The organism is Shewanella bicestrii (genome assembly GCF_002216875.1).
GTDB classification, from domain to species: Bacteria; Pseudomonadota; Gammaproteobacteria; order Enterobacterales; family Shewanellaceae; genus Shewanella; species Shewanella seohaensis.
Window position 1 is genome coordinate 760579 of the sequence record NZ_CP022358.1, and the last position, 15783, is coordinate 776361.

General features: G+C 49.6%; 11 protein-coding genes and 1 riboswitch. Of the genes, 8 read left to right on the forward strand and 3 right to left on the reverse strand.

Annotation, left to right across the window (positions count from 1 at the left end; translation table 11 throughout):
- Window positions 1-186 precede the first annotated feature (186 nt).
- From CF168_RS03425 to CF168_RS03445, 5 genes are all read left to right on the forward strand, one after another.
- On the forward strand, window positions 187-1548 hold the full coding sequence (locus CF168_RS03425; RefSeq protein ID WP_240520087.1) for a hypothetical protein: 1362 nt from the start codon (window positions 187-189) through the stop codon (window positions 1546-1548).
- Between the two features lie 3 nt (window positions 1549-1551).
- Window positions 1552-2988, forward strand: a complete 1437-nt coding sequence (locus tag CF168_RS03430) for a hypothetical protein (protein ID WP_089066987.1) — start codon at window positions 1552-1554, stop codon at window positions 2986-2988.
- A 246-nt stretch (window positions 2989-3234) separates the two neighbouring features.
- A complete protein-coding gene (locus CF168_RS03435) occupies window positions 3235-3903 on the forward strand; it encodes a hypothetical protein (protein WP_089066988.1) in 669 nt (222 codons plus the stop codon).
- Window positions 3904-4026: 123 nt separating this feature from the next.
- A riboswitch (cobalamin riboswitch) is annotated at window positions 4027-4260 on the forward strand.
- 109 nt (window positions 4261-4369) lie between these two features.
- A complete protein-coding gene (locus CF168_RS03440; RefSeq protein ID WP_089066989.1) occupies window positions 4370-6340 on the forward strand; it encodes a TonB-dependent receptor in 1971 nt (656 codons plus the stop codon).
- Window positions 6341-6620: 280 nt separating this feature from the next.
- Entirely contained in the window at window positions 6621-7349 is a 729-nt protein-coding gene (locus CF168_RS03445; protein ID WP_011624036.1) for an HDOD domain-containing protein, read from the forward strand.
- A 59-nt stretch (window positions 7350-7408) separates the two neighbouring features.
- On the opposite strand, the gene CF168_RS03450 is transcribed toward CF168_RS03445, so the two are convergent.
- Window positions 7409-8314: a LysR family transcriptional regulator gene (locus CF168_RS03450; RefSeq protein ID WP_011624035.1), complete on the reverse strand. Its 906-nt coding sequence runs from the start codon at window positions 8312-8314 to the stop codon at window positions 7409-7411.
- A 200-nt stretch (window positions 8315-8514) separates the two neighbouring features.
- Here CF168_RS03450 and metE point away from each other — a divergent pair, with 200 nt between their 5' ends.
- Window positions 8515-10797, forward strand: coding sequence for a 5-methyltetrahydropteroyltriglutamate--homocysteine S-methyltransferase (gene metE, locus CF168_RS03455; protein WP_089066990.1), 2283 nt, complete (start codon window positions 8515-8517; stop codon window positions 10795-10797).
- Window positions 10798-10934: 137 nt separating this feature from the next.
- Here metE and CF168_RS03460 read toward each other — a convergent pair whose 3' ends face one another.
- Both CF168_RS03460 and CF168_RS03465 read right to left on the reverse strand, forming a co-directional pair.
- The gene (locus CF168_RS03460) at window positions 10935-11597 is read right to left on the reverse strand and encodes a 3-oxoacid CoA-transferase subunit B (protein ID WP_089066991.1); all 663 of its coding nucleotides are present in this window, start codon (window positions 11595-11597) and stop codon (window positions 10935-10937) included.
- Window positions 11598-11606: 9 nt separating this feature from the next.
- Window positions 11607-12314 (reverse strand): CoA transferase subunit A, encoded by a 708-nt coding sequence (locus CF168_RS03465; protein WP_089066992.1) that lies wholly within the window; start codon window positions 12312-12314, stop codon window positions 11607-11609.
- A gap of 140 nt (window positions 12315-12454) precedes the next feature.
- On the opposite strand from CF168_RS03465, the gene CF168_RS03470 reads away from it, so the two are divergent.
- Entirely contained in the window at window positions 12455-13333 is an 879-nt protein-coding gene (locus tag CF168_RS03470) for a 3-hydroxybutyrate dehydrogenase (RefSeq protein ID WP_089066993.1), read from the forward strand.
- A 154-nt stretch (window positions 13334-13487) separates the two neighbouring features.
- Window positions 13488-15539, forward strand: a complete 2052-nt coding sequence (locus tag CF168_RS03475; RefSeq protein ID WP_089066994.1) for an extracellular catalytic domain type 1 short-chain-length polyhydroxyalkanoate depolymerase — start codon at window positions 13488-13490, stop codon at window positions 15537-15539.
- Window positions 15540-15783: the final 244 nt, after the last annotated feature.

Here is a 15783-nt window from a genome sequence, read left to right on the forward strand (position 1 = left end):
GGGAATGGAGGCTAAGAATAGCACGCCCACGTTTGCAGGCTAGGATGTGGCCGAGTCTTTAAGGCAAACTGTGAGCTTTTTCTGATTTCTATCAATAAGCTGCTACAATAGCGCCCCGCTTTAGGCAGAATCAAGTTCTCTTATGCCTTACCGATCATGGAATGATAAGGAAGTTCTGGCGTGTTGATGAATCGCAGTCAATTAACCTCGAGTGCACCCGCGCGTTTTTGGGGTTGGTTAGAAATACTCTTGACCTGTGTCCCTCTCTTTTTGGCTGGTGTTGCCGCGCTGTTTCTCTGGGAAGGGGCGCAAAAGTGGTTTCTGGTCAATCAGTTGCTAGAGCGTGGCGATGTGGCCATGGGTCGAGTGGTTGAGACGGCCTATCGCAGTGAGCGCAGTTCGACGGGCGTATATAACCAAAGATTGATTTGTTTGGTTGAGTATCGCACCGCAGAGGGCAACCTCGTTCGCCAATGGGAACTCGATGGCGTGAATTGCCAAGCGACCTATCAATTACGGCCGCCGCAGGGCGACACTCCTGGCGCATTAGTGCCCAACTACGGGCAAAGTTTTGTGCATTATCTTCCCGAGGCGCCAACACGGGCGAGTGCCGATCTTGAGTTAACCCGCGATCGCGCCAAACTGGACTTCGGCTTTGGCATCGCAGGCATATTAGGCTGTATGCTTGTCGGTTATTTCTGTTTGACGCTATTAAGGATCCGCTGGGCCGAGTTCCGTTATGTGCCAATACTTAAGCGTTTAGGGCAGCAACAGGATTACACTGGGATTATCCGTTTGCTTGAAACCTATCGGCAGCATCCCGCCGCGAATATTTTGGTTTGGGAGGCGGCAGAGCATTTAGGTCGCAGCCCTGAGCACTATCCGCGTTTGGTCGATTTATTCGAGCAAATGCAAACTTCACCGAGCAAAAAAAAGCTGGAATCGGTAGATGAATCTATTGTGATGATAAGCTTTTATCGTTTGAGTTCATTAGGATTTCACGACTTAGCGTTGGCGATGCTCGCCCGTAGTAAACAGGCATTGTCGGCTAAAACCTTAGCCAGCTTTGTGTTGATGACGTGCACTAAGCAGTTGCCCTTTGCATTGGAATTAACCGCAGAAAAGTTAGCGGCATTGAAGGCACTGTGTGAGGCCAAAGTACTAAGGTTCGGCTTGGCGGATGAAAAGCAATGCCCCGTCGATTTTGCGGTGCAACTCGATTATTTACTCTGCTTGGTGACATTGGTACTCGATAATACCGCACTGAACCGCCAAGCGGGGCTGGTTATCGGCCCAGTTCAACGACTGATCTTAACAGCCTTAACGCAGGCGAAGGCGTTCGACACCCTAAGCCAAAACAGTGCGCAGGCGCTGGATAAACAAATTCAAGTTCTCCTAACCCGTATCGATTCGCGTCTGGGCTTTGAATACCAACTCAAGCCGCTACTCGAGTCGATATTAGCCAAATTAGCACAACCCAATCAGCAACCCACGTTGTCAGTAACCAAAGTTTCAGCAACCAAAGTTTCAGCAAATACAGGGAAATAAGTAATGCAGTCTTATCCTATCTCACGCCCCATGGCACTGGTGGCCGCCTTAGTGGCGTTACAATTAACCGCCTGTAGCCAACCTAAACCCGTAGCCGTAGTCGAAAATGAAAAGGAATCCTTGCTGCAATTTGATAACGGCAAGCTTATCCAGTTTCAGGAAAAGGCGAATCCGAACTATCGCCATATTCCCTGCGATTTACCCGCAGTTGAGACTGTGGTGACCAACAGCACAGCCTTCGCCGCATTAACTCAGTCGGGTGAGGTGATCACTTGGGGTGACAGTCTTGCTGGTGGCGATAGCCGTGAAGTGACAGAACAACTTAAGCAAGTGAAGCAAATTGTCCCGGTTAAAGACGGGTTTGCCGCGCTGCGACAAGATGGCACTGTGGTCTATTGGGGCAATGCGGGAAAATTAAGTCTGGACAAGGCATTGCAAGCGCGCATGACCAATATCACTAAGCTATTTGCCAACCGAGAGGCCCTAGCCGCGCTCGATGCCAATGGTAAGGTGCATACTTGGGGCTATGGGCCTTACGGCGGCAATAGTTTGCAGGTGCAGGATGAGTTAGTCGATGTGGTCGATATCTTTGCTAAAGGGCGTAGTTTTATTGCCCTGAAAAAAGACGCCAGTGCCGTAGTTTGGGGTGAGGTTGAAAGTTCGACCAATATGAAGAAGTTGCAGTCGCAGCTGACGGATATTAAACATATCGAATATTTTCAAAATACCTATGCCGCTTTGAAAAAAGATGGCTCAGTGGTGAGTTGGGGCTGGCGCAGTGATGCTTATCCGATCCGCAGCGCTCTTAAGGATGTGGCGAGTCTCACTGCAAACAGTTGCGCCTTTGCGGTGTTAAGTCCAACGGGGGATGCCCATTTCTGGGGCGATGGCATTAACTGTGGCGTCGATTGGATCAAGAAAACCGATATCACAGGCGTGAAGGAGATTATCAGCGTTGGCCCGGGATTCTTGCTACTGCGTGACAACGCTACGCCGCAAATTCTCGCCGACGATACGGATTACGCCTATCTGTTTGGCTTTCATCATGCTCAAGCGATCCTCGACAAATATTGGCAGCAAGGCAGCAAAATTACCCTAGGTAAGTCCTCCTTTGCCTTTACGCGCCCCGACGGCAAAGTGGTACCCGTCGGTTATCGGGCAGACCTTAAAAATGTCGAGCAACTGATTGAACGCATTCCCCGCCTCACTTGGCTAGCGCCGGCAAATGATGGTTTTGTGGGGTTCAGTGAAAAGGGAGAATGGGTCTCTTGGTCGATGAATCTCGGAATGTTTGATAAACCGCCGGTACAACCTGCCGATTCCTTGGTGGTGAAGCCGCTGGAATTTACCCCCGCTGCCCAATGTGAAACCCCAGAGCAACGGCAGGCGATTTTGAGTCAGGCAAGGCCGCAGCGGAAAATCAATTGGTCATTTGACTAACTCATTGTTGGGCGTGTAGGGCATTTCTCAGCTGGTGAAAGTTCATTCACCAGCTTTTTAAATCCATCATCGACCCTATCTTTGGCTGCTATTTGCTGTTTTACAGTTGTTGTGACTGTATAAGTATCATTTTGTTTAGCTTTTTAACTGTTATCTTATTTACATCTTCGCTAGAATGCTGGATGTTTTCTATGCAATTTCATATGTCGTATTAACCCATAACAATGCGATACAAGGATGATAATAATGAAATGTATACCCCATATGCAGGTGAGGTTATGGCAGGGCGCGAGCGTATTAATGCTGTGCAGCCTAATCGGCTCTGAATCCGTCGAGGCGAAATTGGATATGCCTCGCAGCGAAAGTGGTGCGTCGCATACCCATGTGTTGCCTGTCTTTAGTCAGCAATTAGGATTTAACCTGCCAGCGGGTTGGCGTCAAGCCTACCATGAGGAACGTGCGGGCATGTTTATGGCGGAATTTGTGCCGGAGCAGGAAGCGCTCAATCAATGGAGTGCACTGTTTTGTGTGCAAGGCTTTAAGGACATGGCCGAAAGCGTGAGCCCCGAGCAGTTTTTAGATGCGATGGCTGAAACTTACCAAGCCGCCTGTGACGGTGAAGTGGTGTATCAAAAGCTAGGGGATACCCAAGTAGACGGTCACGAAGGTTTTCAAGCTATTCTCGGTTGCACCACAATGCCGAATGTCCATAGCGCGACTCAGTTTAACCCCAGTGCTTTTACCTCTCATCCCCAGGGCGAAATTGGTTACTATACTGTGGTAAGTGGTAACAAAGACTTGTATTTACTGCATAAATCGATGCGTGGCGACGTGTTTTCTGCCGACAAACCTCCCTTACAGGCGGCCAACAGTGCCGACTTTATTTCAGGCTTAGCACCCTATTCATTAAAGTAGTTGTCAGTCGAGAGACGGATGAGCATGGACTTTCATCCGTATAGACGTCTATAATGCGCGCGCTCAGGCTTGATGCCACGAGCCTTATTGGGCGTTAACTGGTTTTTCGCCCTCTGAACCTATTTTTAGTCAACCTTCTGTGGTGCTTGCGATGCATTCGTCGCGAGATAATCGGGAAGCCAGTGAAATTCTGGCACTGCCCCCGCAACGGTAAAAGGTGAGAGACGACCGCATTCGCTAGGTAGCTCAAGGTGAGCCAGAGAATCGAGTGTGCAAAGGTCAGTTTCGCGTTAGTCCTTCTATTACTTGGATTAACATAGCCTAAGTCCGGAGACCGGCCCTAAAGGTGTTTTTGAGATTTCGGTGGGCAGATCTCAAAATGCGATAGTGACTGTCAGTATTTGTTACTGAATCAACGGTATCGTGGCGCCAATGCCCCGTTTTCCTTGTAGGAGTTAAAGGTAAAATGGGAACACATCCAACTAAAATCGCGCTGCTGATCGGCAGCCTTTGCAGCTTTTCTGTTATCGCACCCGCCGTGGCGGCCGATGATGCCAGCGTCGCCAAAGTCGCCAAAGTCGATGAGCATATCGTCGTGATTGGCCGTTCAGACAAGACCCCCTTAAATATTGCCGCCAATGTGAATGTGATTGATGCCGCAGCGATTGAGCAGAGTGGCGCAACCAGCTTGACCGAAGTGTTACGCGGTCAAAGTGGTATTCAGCTGTCCGACAATAACATTGGTACTAGCTTTGCGATGCGCGGCTTTAGCGCCAGCACCGCCGTTAACAACACGCTGATTTTGCTCGATGGTCGTCGCTTAAATAACATCGATATCGCCGCACCTAGCCTGAATGCAATTCCACTCAATTTAATTGAGCGTGTCGAAATTTTATCGGGCAGTGCGGGCGTGCTCTATGGTGACCAAGCGGTCGGCGGGGTGATCAACATTGTGACTAAGTCGCCTGAGAATACGGGTGGCAGCGTGCAATTATCCGGCGGCAGCTTTAATACCTACGAAGGTCGCGGCGATGTGTCGGGCGCCATCAATAAAGATTGGCATTATTTCCTGACCGGTAGCTACAACCAAGGCGATAACTATCGCAAGCACAATGCCAATGAAACGGGTTCTATCCTTGGGCGTATTCAATATAAAACCGCCACAGATTCTTTCTTTGTTGAAACCAGCTATTACGATGATGACCGCGAAAATCCTGGCTCGTTGACGGTAGAACAGTTCAAAGAAAATCCACGCCAGTCTTCTAATAGCAGCGAATATGTTCATGAGATGACCACAGCGGCACGCAGTGGTTATCAGCATCAGCTTAACCAAAACTGGGCCTTAGCGGCGGATCTGGATTACAGCGATACCTTAGTGACCTCATTAAACTGGGGCGCGGGTAGCCAAAATACTCGCTCGCTACTTATGTTTAGCCCTAAAGCGCTCGCCAATTACAGCACCCGTCAAGGTGAGCTAAACCTAGTGACTGGTTTGGATATCAGCCGCGGTAAGGCCGAGTTTGACTCTATGGCGCGCAGCAATGTGCAGGAAATGCAAAGTGCTTACCTGCAAGCCACTGTGCCATTAAGCCACACCTTAAGCTATGTGGTGGGCGGCCGTTATGCGCGGGTGACCGACGATCTGGTCGATGGCAATGTGTATCCAAATGGCATCGATTTAGATGAAGATGCGACCGCATTCGAGTTCGGTTTAAATTACCGTCCGAGCGCCGAGCACAGGTTCTATCTACGTGGCGATGAAAACTTCCGCTTTGCTAAGGTTGATGAGCAAGCTTACACCCCGAAAGATGTCTATGGCTTAAAGCCACAGACAGGCCGTTCCTATGAGGCGGGTTGGGATTGGACTGTGGCTAACCAAAGCCTACGCGTTAGCCTATATCGCCTCGATTTAGAAGATGAAATTGTCTTCGACCCGAGTGCTGAAAAACCTGTTGGCGGCAGCTTCCAAGGTGCCAACGTCAATGCTGATGCTTCACGCCGCTATGGCGCGAGTGCCGATTGGGATTGGCAGGTCACTCAAGCCCTCACCTTAGGCTTGGAATATAACTATATTGATGCCGAATTTACCGATGGGGTGAATGATGGTAAGCAATTGTCTTGGGTGGCTGAGCATACGGGACGCGGTTATGTCAGCATGGATTTTTCCGAGCATTTCCAAGTGTTTGCCGAGGCGCTTTACACGGGCGATCGTTTTATCGAAGGCGATAACGGCAACGAAGGCGATAAATTATCTAGCTATGTTTTAGGTAATCTAGCCCTTAACTATACCCGTGATGCTTGGTTAGCGAGCCTGCGTATCGATAACCTGTTTGATAAAGAGTATGTTAGCTCGGGTTACTACGGTGGCATTTGGGGTGATAGCTATTACTCAGGCCGAGGCCGTGATATTCGCTTGACTGTGGGTTACCGCTTCTAAGCTTGAAATAAATGCTTAACCGAATAAAGCCAGGCTCAGTCTGGCTTTATTATTTCTGTTGTTTGGCCATGTGCAGAGAAAAATCCATTTTCTCGGTGTATTCTTTATAAGTTCAGCCTATTTTGAGATAGCCTAAGTCGTTGCTTGTGCTATAGATCACTTCATCTAAAGCATAGTCACAATTATTCTGCGACTTAGGGCTGAAATTCTCAGTAGTTTGGGTATGATGTGAGCGGTATTCGAATCATCTTATAGCTAATTAACAGGTGTAAAGTGTCTTATGACAGATCTTGAGCAACAGGTTTTTACTCAAGTGAGAGCCATCATAGCGAATGAAGAGCAAGTGATCGGTCGCCGTGGGATCTTAATTCCACTCAAAAAAGCGATCCTTGCCGAAGGCGACATTCGTAATGTGATCGATATTATTTCGAGCGATCCCGCATTAGCTGCCCACATGTTGATGCGCAGTAATTCGGCGCAGGCTTCAGGTGTAGTAAATCCTAAATCTCGCTCCTTAAAAGACGCCCTAATCCGTTTAGGTCAGGTCAATATTTATCGTTATGCCTTCACCTTCTATTTGAAAGAACGCCTCGATGAATTACCCCAACCCTATAAGAAGTTGGTACAAGGTTATTGGAAACTCACGGAAAATATCGCTACCGATGCGGTCGACAGCCTAGTCGATATGCCGGATGTCGATGTCGACCCCGATGAAGTACAAACCTTGGCGCTGTTTAGCGTATTCGGGCAAATCATTGCCTTAACGGCCTTTGCTTACTTAAATGCCAGCTCTGAGCAATCTTTCCCGTTAAGCGTGATTAAGTCATTGATTGATAATCAGCAGCAGACCTTAACCATCGAAGCCTTTGAGGCCTTAGATCTCGATCAGGATCTGCGCCAAGAGTTTATGATCGCCCATAACCTGCGCCAGACCCGTAATCAAAATTCTCCAGGGTTGATTCTGCGCCGTGTGCTCTCGATGCGCGGCATGTTACTCAACCCGCTCTAAGCACTGCTCATAAAAACAAAGCCTGCAATTGCAGGCTTTTTTATGCTGTTTTTACGGCATTAATTGGATTTTTGCTGACGCGCTAAGCCTTCGCTTGCCACCAGTTGCAGCCAGTTTTGCACTAAGGCTGAGTTCGCGCTGTGGCGGCGATAGGCCCCAAATAGTGGGCGTTTTAAGCCTTCTTGGCCGAGTTTGACTGAAGCTAAACTCAAGCCATGTCCTTCATTGATTGACCAGTTGGGTAGGGCGGCGATACCGTCCTTACAGGCGATGCGTTGCAATAACATCATGGTCAAATCGCAGGTCTTTTGCTCGCCGGCTTCAACGCCTGCGGGTTCTAAAAAGTGGCGATAAATATCTAAACGCGCCAGTGGCACTGGGTAGCTGATAATGGGTAAGCGGGCCAATTGCTTAGGCGTAACATAGGCTTCTTTCGCTAAGGGATGATCCTTGGCAACCACTAACTTCACTTCAAAATCAAACAAATGCTGATAGGCGAGCGAGTGTCCCGGTACGGGATCTGAGGTCAGCACTATATCGAGTTCGCCCATCTCCAAGGCATTGAGCGAATCGAATAGATGACGGCTCGACAGATCTAACTCGGCCTGCGGATGATCTTGCCTAAATTGCTCCATCACTGGCATTAACCAGCGAAAACAGCTGTGGCATTCAATCCCCACTCTGAGTTGATTGGTTTCTGTCTCTAGGCCATTTTTCAGATCCGTTTCCGTTTCTAACACCTTAGGCAGGATCTCTTCGGCGAGGTGCAATAGCCGTGCGCCTTCCTGAGTAAAGGACAGGGGTTTGCTTTTACGCACAAAAATGGGCGAATTAATTCGTTGCTCTAACTCCTTAATTTGATGGGAGAGAGCCGATTGAGTGACAAAACGTTTTTTGGCTGCGCCCGCCAAGCTGCCACTTTCCTTCAGTGCCATTAAGGTTCGCAGATGTCTTAGTTCGATCATGATCACTCCAAGTGAATTTCGCTCATGTTGTGCTTGAAATCAATTCGGTTGCTGGCATAGAGACTATCACAATAAACTTCTAGACGTCCAGACGCCCATTGTGATTTATCAAGGCTTAAATGCGAAAAATTGCCAAGAAAACACCATCAGCTGGGTGCAAGTGCCGAATATGGCTTATCTCAAATAAAGGAAGATATGGTATGCAATTAAACAGTCTTGGTTTTCCCCGTATCGGGCGTCGTCGTGAACTGAAATTTGCCCTCGAAAAATACTGGCGTGGTGAGAGCACTCAAGCTGAGCTGCATGAGGTAGCCAAGGAGTTACGCCGCACCCATTGGCAATGGCAAGTAGCCGCTGGGATTGAGCAAGTGCCCGTGGGTGATTTTGCCTTTTACGATCAAGTGTTAACCCTGAGTGCGACCCTAAACGCTATCCCAGATCGTCACCGTGGTGAGGGCGCTATCGATCTTGATACCTTATTCCGTGTTGCCCGTGGCCGTGCGCCAACTGGCACCGATGCGCCAGCCTCGGAAATGACTAAGTATTTCAACACTAACTATCACTACTTAGTGCCAGAGCTTAAGCAAGACCAAGTGTTCTCTATCGCCTATGAACAGTTTTTTGATGAAGTCGCCGAGGCGCAGGCGCTGGGTTATCAAGCCAAGCCCGTGCTGTTAGGCCCTGTGAGTTACTTGTATCTGGCAAAAACCGTGGGTCAGGATTTCGATAAACTCAGCCTATTGCCCAATCTGTTAAAGGCCTATGCCGACATTCTGGCGCGTTTTGCCGCACAGGGCGTGACTTGGGTACAACTTGAGGAGCCGATTCTGGCACTCGAATTAGCCGCCGATTGGCAAGCAGCGATTAGCGAAGCTTATCAAGCGCTTAAAACGGCTCAAGTGAAGATTTTACTCACCAGCTACTATGGCAGCATCAGTCATCATCAGGCGCTGGTTTCTGCGCTGCCGGTGGCGGGTCTGCACCTCGATTTAGTAACAGCCCCTGAACAATTGGCCTTGTTTGCCAATGCCTTAAGACCAGATCAAATTCTGTCGGCTGGTGTAGTTAATGGCCGTAACGTGTGGGCAGCAGAGGTTGACCTGATTGTCGAGCGTATCGGCAGTGTCGCCCGAGACTTATGCTCACAAGACGGTGCGCGCCTATGGATTGGTACCTCCTGTTCACTGCTTCACAGCCCTGTAGATTTAGAGGTGGAGACGACGCTCACGCCGACGCTACGTCAGCAGCTCGCGTTTGCTAAGCAAAAGCTGTTAGAACTGGCGAATGTGCGCCAATTGCTACTGGCCCCCGAGTCCGTCGCGGCCAAAGAGATAGTTAACACTTGTTTGGCACGCCGTGAGGCTAAGGCACAGGCGGCGGATGCTAAAGTGATAGCCCGTGTCGCTGCGCTGACTCAAGCCAACTATGAACGTGTGAGCGAATTTACTGAGCGCCAAGCGGTGCAGCAGCGCAAGTATCGTTTGCCATTACTGCCAACGACCACGATTGGCTCATTCCCACAAACGCCAGCTATCCGTGGCTTACGTAGCCGCTGGCGCAAAGGGGAGCTAAGCGATGCTCAATATACCGAGCAGTTACAGCAAGTGACCCGCGATACCATAGACCGTCAGCTCAAACTCGGTATCGATGTGCTAGTTCATGGTGAGGCCGAGCGTAATGACATGGTGGAATACTTCGGCGAGCAGCTCGAAGGCGTGGGCTTTACCAAAAATGGTTGGGTGCAGAGTTATGGTTCTCGCTGTGTTAAGCCGCCGTTGATTTATGGTGATGTGAGTCGCCCTAAGGCCATGACGGTTGAGTGGGCCGAATTCGCCCAAAGCCTGACAGACAAACCCGTCAAAGGCATGCTAACGGGTCCTGTGACGATTCTACATTGGTCGTTTGCCCGTGAAGATATCAGCCGCGATACCATTGCCACCCAATTGGCGCTAGCGATTCGTGATGAAGTGGTGGATTTACAAAATGCAGGCATTGGCATTATTCAAATTGATGAGCCAGCCTTCCGCGAAGGTCTGCCATTAAAGCAAAGCGAGTGGCAAGCTTACTTAGATTGGGCGGTGAATGCTTTTAAACTGAGTGCGGCGGGTGTTGTGGATGAAACCCAAATTCACACCCATATGTGCTACAGCGAGTTTAACGATACGATTGCGGCCATTGCCGCCATGGATGCGGACGTCATCACCATTGAGACCTCGCGTTCACGCATGGAACTGCTCAACGCCTTTGAGGATTTTGAATATCCAAATGAAATTGGCCCAGGCGTTTACGATATCCACTCGCCAAATACGCCAAGTGTTGAGGCCATGGTGCACCTTATCGAAAAAGCGGCGCAAAAAGTGCCTGTGCGTCAACTGTGGGTTAACCCAGATTGCGGCCTTAAGACCCGCACTTGGGATGAGGTAGAACCCGCACTGAAGAACATGGTGGATGCGACCCGCGAACTGCGTCGCCGCTTCGGCTAAGCGCTGTACTATCTGCAATGAATGCCTCTTTGGCATAGCGTAAAAAAACAGGGATACCTTAGGTATCCCTGTTTTTATTGGCGATTTAAAAGGCATAGTTGAATGCGTGCTTGAACCTGTTATTCACTGAATTGGGCTTATTCGTTAAACATCATTTCGGGGACATGCTCTGGCACTACAAGTTCACCAGCAGTGAGCTTAATAATATCCTCGACACTCACACTGGGGGCGCGTTCGAGCAGATGAAACTTGCCTTCTTTTATTTCGATAAAAGCTAGATCTGTCAGTACCTTTTTGATGCAGCCCTTACCCGTTAGTGGCAGGGTACACTCGGTTAATAGCTTAGACTCACCGTGCTTTGAGGCGTGGGTCATGGTCACAATAATATTGTCGGCGCCGGCGACAAGATCCATGGCGCCGCCCATGCCCTTAATTAATTTGCCCGGGATCATATAGGAGGCGATATTACCCTGAGTATCGACCTCAAAGGCGCCTAATACGGTGAGATCCACATGGCCGCCGCGGATCATCGCAAAGGACTCGGCCGAGTCGAAGATGGCGGCGCCCCTTGCCATAGTTACTGTTTGCTTGCCGGCATTGATTAAGTCGGCATCGACCTCTTCCATCGTCGGAAAAGGCCCCATCCCTAACAGACCGTTTTCGGATTGCAGCATCACTTCAATGCCTTCGGGAATATAGTTGGCCACCAGTGTGGGGATACCAATGCCAAGATTCACGTAATAGCCATCTTTGAGTTCTTGGGCGACGCGCTGGGCGAGTTGTTCTCTTGAAAGTGCCATAACCAAATCCTATTTGCTGGAGGGGCGGGTAGTCAGTTGCTCGATACGTTTCTCGAAGCTGCCTTGGATAAGCCTATCGACATAGATGCCGGGCGTATGGATTTCATTGGGATCTAATTGACCCGGTTCGACAATTTCCTCCACCTCCACCACGGTTATCTTGCCCGCGGTGGCGGCAAGGGGATTGAAGTTACGGGCGGTTTTGCGAAAGACTAAATTGCCGAAGGTGTCGGCCTTCCAGGCTTTGACTATGGCAAAGTCGCCTGTAATAGATTCTTCAAGAATGTAATGGCGACCATTGAATTCTTTGACTTCTTTACCTATTGCCACGTCAGTGCCATAGCCAGTCGCGGTATAAAAAGCCGGAATGCCCGCGCCCGCCGCACGCATTTTTTCCGCCAGCGTACCCTGCGGCGTGAGTTCGACTTCCAGTTCGCCAGACATCATCTGCGCTTCAAAGTTGGCATTTTCGCCCACATAGGAGGCGATCATTTTTTTGATCTGTTTATCGAGCAATAAGATCCCAAGTCCGTATTCCGTAGTGCCGCAGTTATTGGAGACGACGGTCAGGTTTTTGGTGCCCTTGTGTTTGATTTCTTTGATTAGATTTTCAGGAATACCGCAAAGGCCAAAGCCGCCCGCAATCACCGTCATCCCATCTTCGAGTCCCGCTAACGCATCGCTGTAGCTGGTAACCACCTTATTCAATCCAGACATGGAGTGCTCTCTTACGCTTGCTGAAAGTGTGGCGCTTACTATTACCCAATTTTTCGAACGCTCCTATGGTACTAAGGTGCCAAATAAAACCGCGGCCAATTGCCATATTCTAATGGCATTGAGTCTGGGGCATTGGGAATGTGCGCCCCGCCATGCCTGTGTTCAAGGCATGGATAAAGGACTGTGACTGGATTTTAAAGTATCGGGAGACAAGCAATATGGCGGTTGAACACTCAAGCTTAAAGGGTAAGGTAGGGCTGATCACCGGTTCCACCAGTGGAATTGGTTTAGCAACGGCCCATGTGCTGGCGGAGCAAGGTTGCCATCTTATCCTGCACGGCTTAATGCCCGAAGCCGAGGGGCAGCGCCTGGCGGCGGAGTTTGCCGAGCAATATCACATTCGCACTTTCTTCAGTAACGCCGATCTGCGGGATCCCGAGAGCATTCATGCCTTTATGGACGCGGGTGTTAAGGCTCTGGGCAGTATTGATATTTTGGTGAATAACGCCGGTATTCAACATACTGAAAATGTTGTTCATTTCCCGATTGATAAATGGAACGACATTATCGCCATTAACCTGTCCTCGGCCTTTCATACCATTCAACAAGTTGTGCCTGCGATGGCCGAAAAGCGTTGGGGTCGCATTATCAATATCGCCTCGGTGCATGGTTTAGTAGCCTCGGTCAACAAGGTGGCCTACTGTGCGGCTAAACACGGGATTGTTGGCTTAACCAAAGTCGTGGCTATCGAGTGCGCCGAGCAGGGGATTACCGTCAATGCTATTTGCCCTGGCTGGGTGGATACGCCGCTGATCAACAAGCAGATTGAGGCCATCGCTAGCAATAAGGGCTTAAGTTACGACGAGGCTAAGTATCAACTCGTTACGGCAAAACAACCCCTACCAGAGATGCTCGACCCGCGTCAGATTGGTGAATTTGTATTGTTTTTATGTAGCAGTGCGGCGCGGGGTATTACCGGCGCATCGCTGGCCATGGACGGCGCCTGGACCGCGCAATAGGTTTGCATCAAAGGCTGGCACAATCGTTTTTAGCTCAACAGGTTAGTATTACTTTAGCATCTACTTCTAAAGACCCATATCCGTTTTAAGGCGATTCACCTAGGTTTAGTTTGATGTCTATTTTCAAACAAAAATAACCTTAAAGGTGATAACAATGAAATGGAATAAATCGTGTCTCGTCGCCCAATTTCTACTCCTTGTAATTGGGCTTTTTTCATCTCTGACGTACGCCGGAAGTTGGCAACAGAATGTGGCCATTGGTGGTTTTAACAAAGTACATATTTACACTCCGGATACTGACGCTAAGGTGGGCGACGGTAAGGCATTGATGTTAGTGCTGCATGGCTGCGTGCAACCCATCAACAACTATCTTACGGCCAACCTTGAACAGGCTGCAGAGGCTCACGGCATGGTCATTGCCGTACCCGATGCGATGAATAAGGCGGGCTACAGCTGTTGGTCCTATTGGCAGGGCAGCATTAATCGGACATCGGGGGATTATAAAAATCTGATTAATTTGGCCAATGCCCTGTCGGGTGATGTAAACCGTCATATCGACCCGACTCAGGTGTATATTGCAGGACTCTCCTCGGGCGCGGCGATGGCAATGCAAACTGCTTGCGTGGCACCCGATGTGTTTGCAGGGGTGGCCTCAAGCGCGGGGCCAAGCATAGGGACGAGTTCGAATGGGGCGATCTCTACCTGTGAAACCGTATCGACATCTACCTTTAAATCACGCTGCGAATCCTACGCGGGTAGCTATAAGAGTTATTTGGGGACTCAGTTAGCCGTGATTGGTCATGGTAAGGCCGACACTACGGTCAACACTTGCTATAACCAGCAGAATGCCGATGGTTTTGCTACGGTTTATGGCGTGACTAAGTTAAGCGGAACCAATGCGTTATCTGAGGGCGCTGGACATACGGCATCTGAAACCCTGTGGAGCAACAAACGGGTGGCAATGTTGTGGTTCGATGGCTTAGACCATTCATGGTCTGGTGGGGCGGGCGCATCGGGGGATTATGTGGCCGACGACAGCATTAACTTTGCCACCTATTTAGGAAAATTTTTTGCCGACAATAACCAAAGGGTAAACCGTAATGCCTTGCCTACCCTTGCCAATGTCACAGGTGCGGATAACGCGGGCGTGCTGACTGTTTCTGGCATGGCTAATGATAGCGATGGGTATGTCGCGCAGGTAACTATGGGCATTTATTTGCTCGACGGTGCGGGCCAAAGCCTGATCGGCAATGTGAGTACCACAAGCCTTGGTAGCGACGGCAGTTTTCAGCTATCTAGCCAGAGCTTAAGTGATGGTCTGTACAAGCTGGTGGTACAAGCAAGTGATGATGTGTCTGCGCTTAGCGCGCCAGTGGAGTTAACCGTACGTGTTGGGCCTGAGCCTGCGAATGCTGCGCCAGTACTGAGTAATATTCAGGTGAGTGTTTCAGGACAATGCGCATCGGTGACGGGCTCGGTTGTTGATGCAAACCAAAATTTAGCCTCGGTGACCGTTGGTTTTAGTTCTGGTCAGCAAGTCAGCGCGAGCATTAATGGCACTCAATATAGCGCTCAAGGCTGTAATTTACCGGGCGGTGCGAATCTTGCGACCGTGATTGCGATGGATAGCACGCAACTCTCTAGCCAAGACGGCATTAACTTTACTATCGATGCCGGCGTGACGGGGGATTACAACACCCATATTAATCTTGGTCATATCACTTGGGGTGTAGGTTATTCCGCCTGTTATCTTGCCTTCGGCACTGGGCAATTTACCATGCGCGAATACGCGGTGGGCAGCTCGCAATGTCAGTGGGTTGCCGATGGCAATACTAGCTGCGCGGGGCCTCAGCAGGCATGTACAGGTAGCACAGGTGGCACCACTGAGCCTACAGATAGCGACAACGATGGTATTAGTGACAGCATAGATAACTGCCCTAATGTCGCTAATGCGGATCAGGCGGATAACGATGGTGATGGAATCGGCAATGCCTGTGATACCACGCCCAATGGCGATACTTATCAATGTACTCAAGTCACGGCGAGCAACTATGCCCATGTTACGGCGGGGCGCGCGACCAGCAGTGGCGGTTATGCCTACGCTAAGGGTTCGGGTCAATTAATGGGGCTTTATAACACCTTCTATAGCAGTACTTTGGCCAATACTGCTACCAATTACTATGTGGTTGGTAGCTGTCCTAACTAAGTAAAAAGGTTGATTAGGGGAAGGCCCTGACTGGGTTATGTAGGCTTGATAACAAAGGCGAACTTTATGGTTCGCCTTTTTGCATTGGCTTGGGTGGATGGCGGGGGCGGCTACTGACAGCAAATAGCGCATTATCCTGTAAATTCTCACCAATGCCCTGCATAGCACTATTCAGCGAAAGCCGTCTTAAATGATAAGATAGGCGCCAGAATTTTTATGAGGTGAAAACTCACCTAGTGAAGAC

Coding starts and splice junctions, on each gene's coding strand:
- metE (WP_089066990.1), top strand. CDS start 8,515: ATGCAATTAAACAGTCTTGGTTTTCCCCGTATCGGGCGTCGTCGTGAA.
- CF168_RS03450 (WP_011624035.1), bottom strand. CDS start 8,314: ATGATCGAACTAAGACATCTGCGAACCTTAATGGCACTGAAGGAAAGT.
- CF168_RS03430 (WP_089066987.1), top strand. CDS start 1,552: ATGCAGTCTTATCCTATCTCACGCCCCATGGCACTGGTGGCCGCCTTA.
- CF168_RS03460 (WP_089066991.1), bottom strand. CDS start 11,597: ATGGCACTTTCAAGAGAACAACTCGCCCAGCGCGTCGCCCAAGAACTC.
- CF168_RS03465 (WP_089066992.1), bottom strand. CDS start 12,314: ATGTCTGGATTGAATAAGGTGGTTACCAGCTACAGCGATGCGTTAGCG.
- CF168_RS03425 (WP_240520087.1), top strand. CDS start 187: ATGAATCGCAGTCAATTAACCTCGAGTGCACCCGCGCGTTTTTGGGGT.
- CF168_RS03475 (WP_089066994.1), top strand. CDS start 13,488: ATGAAATGGAATAAATCGTGTCTCGTCGCCCAATTTCTACTCCTTGTA.
- CF168_RS03445 (WP_011624036.1), top strand. CDS start 6,621: ATGACAGATCTTGAGCAACAGGTTTTTACTCAAGTGAGAGCCATCATA.
- CF168_RS03435 (WP_089066988.1), top strand. CDS start 3,235: ATGAAATGTATACCCCATATGCAGGTGAGGTTATGGCAGGGCGCGAGC.
- CF168_RS03440 (WP_089066989.1), top strand. CDS start 4,370: ATGGGAACACATCCAACTAAAATCGCGCTGCTGATCGGCAGCCTTTGC.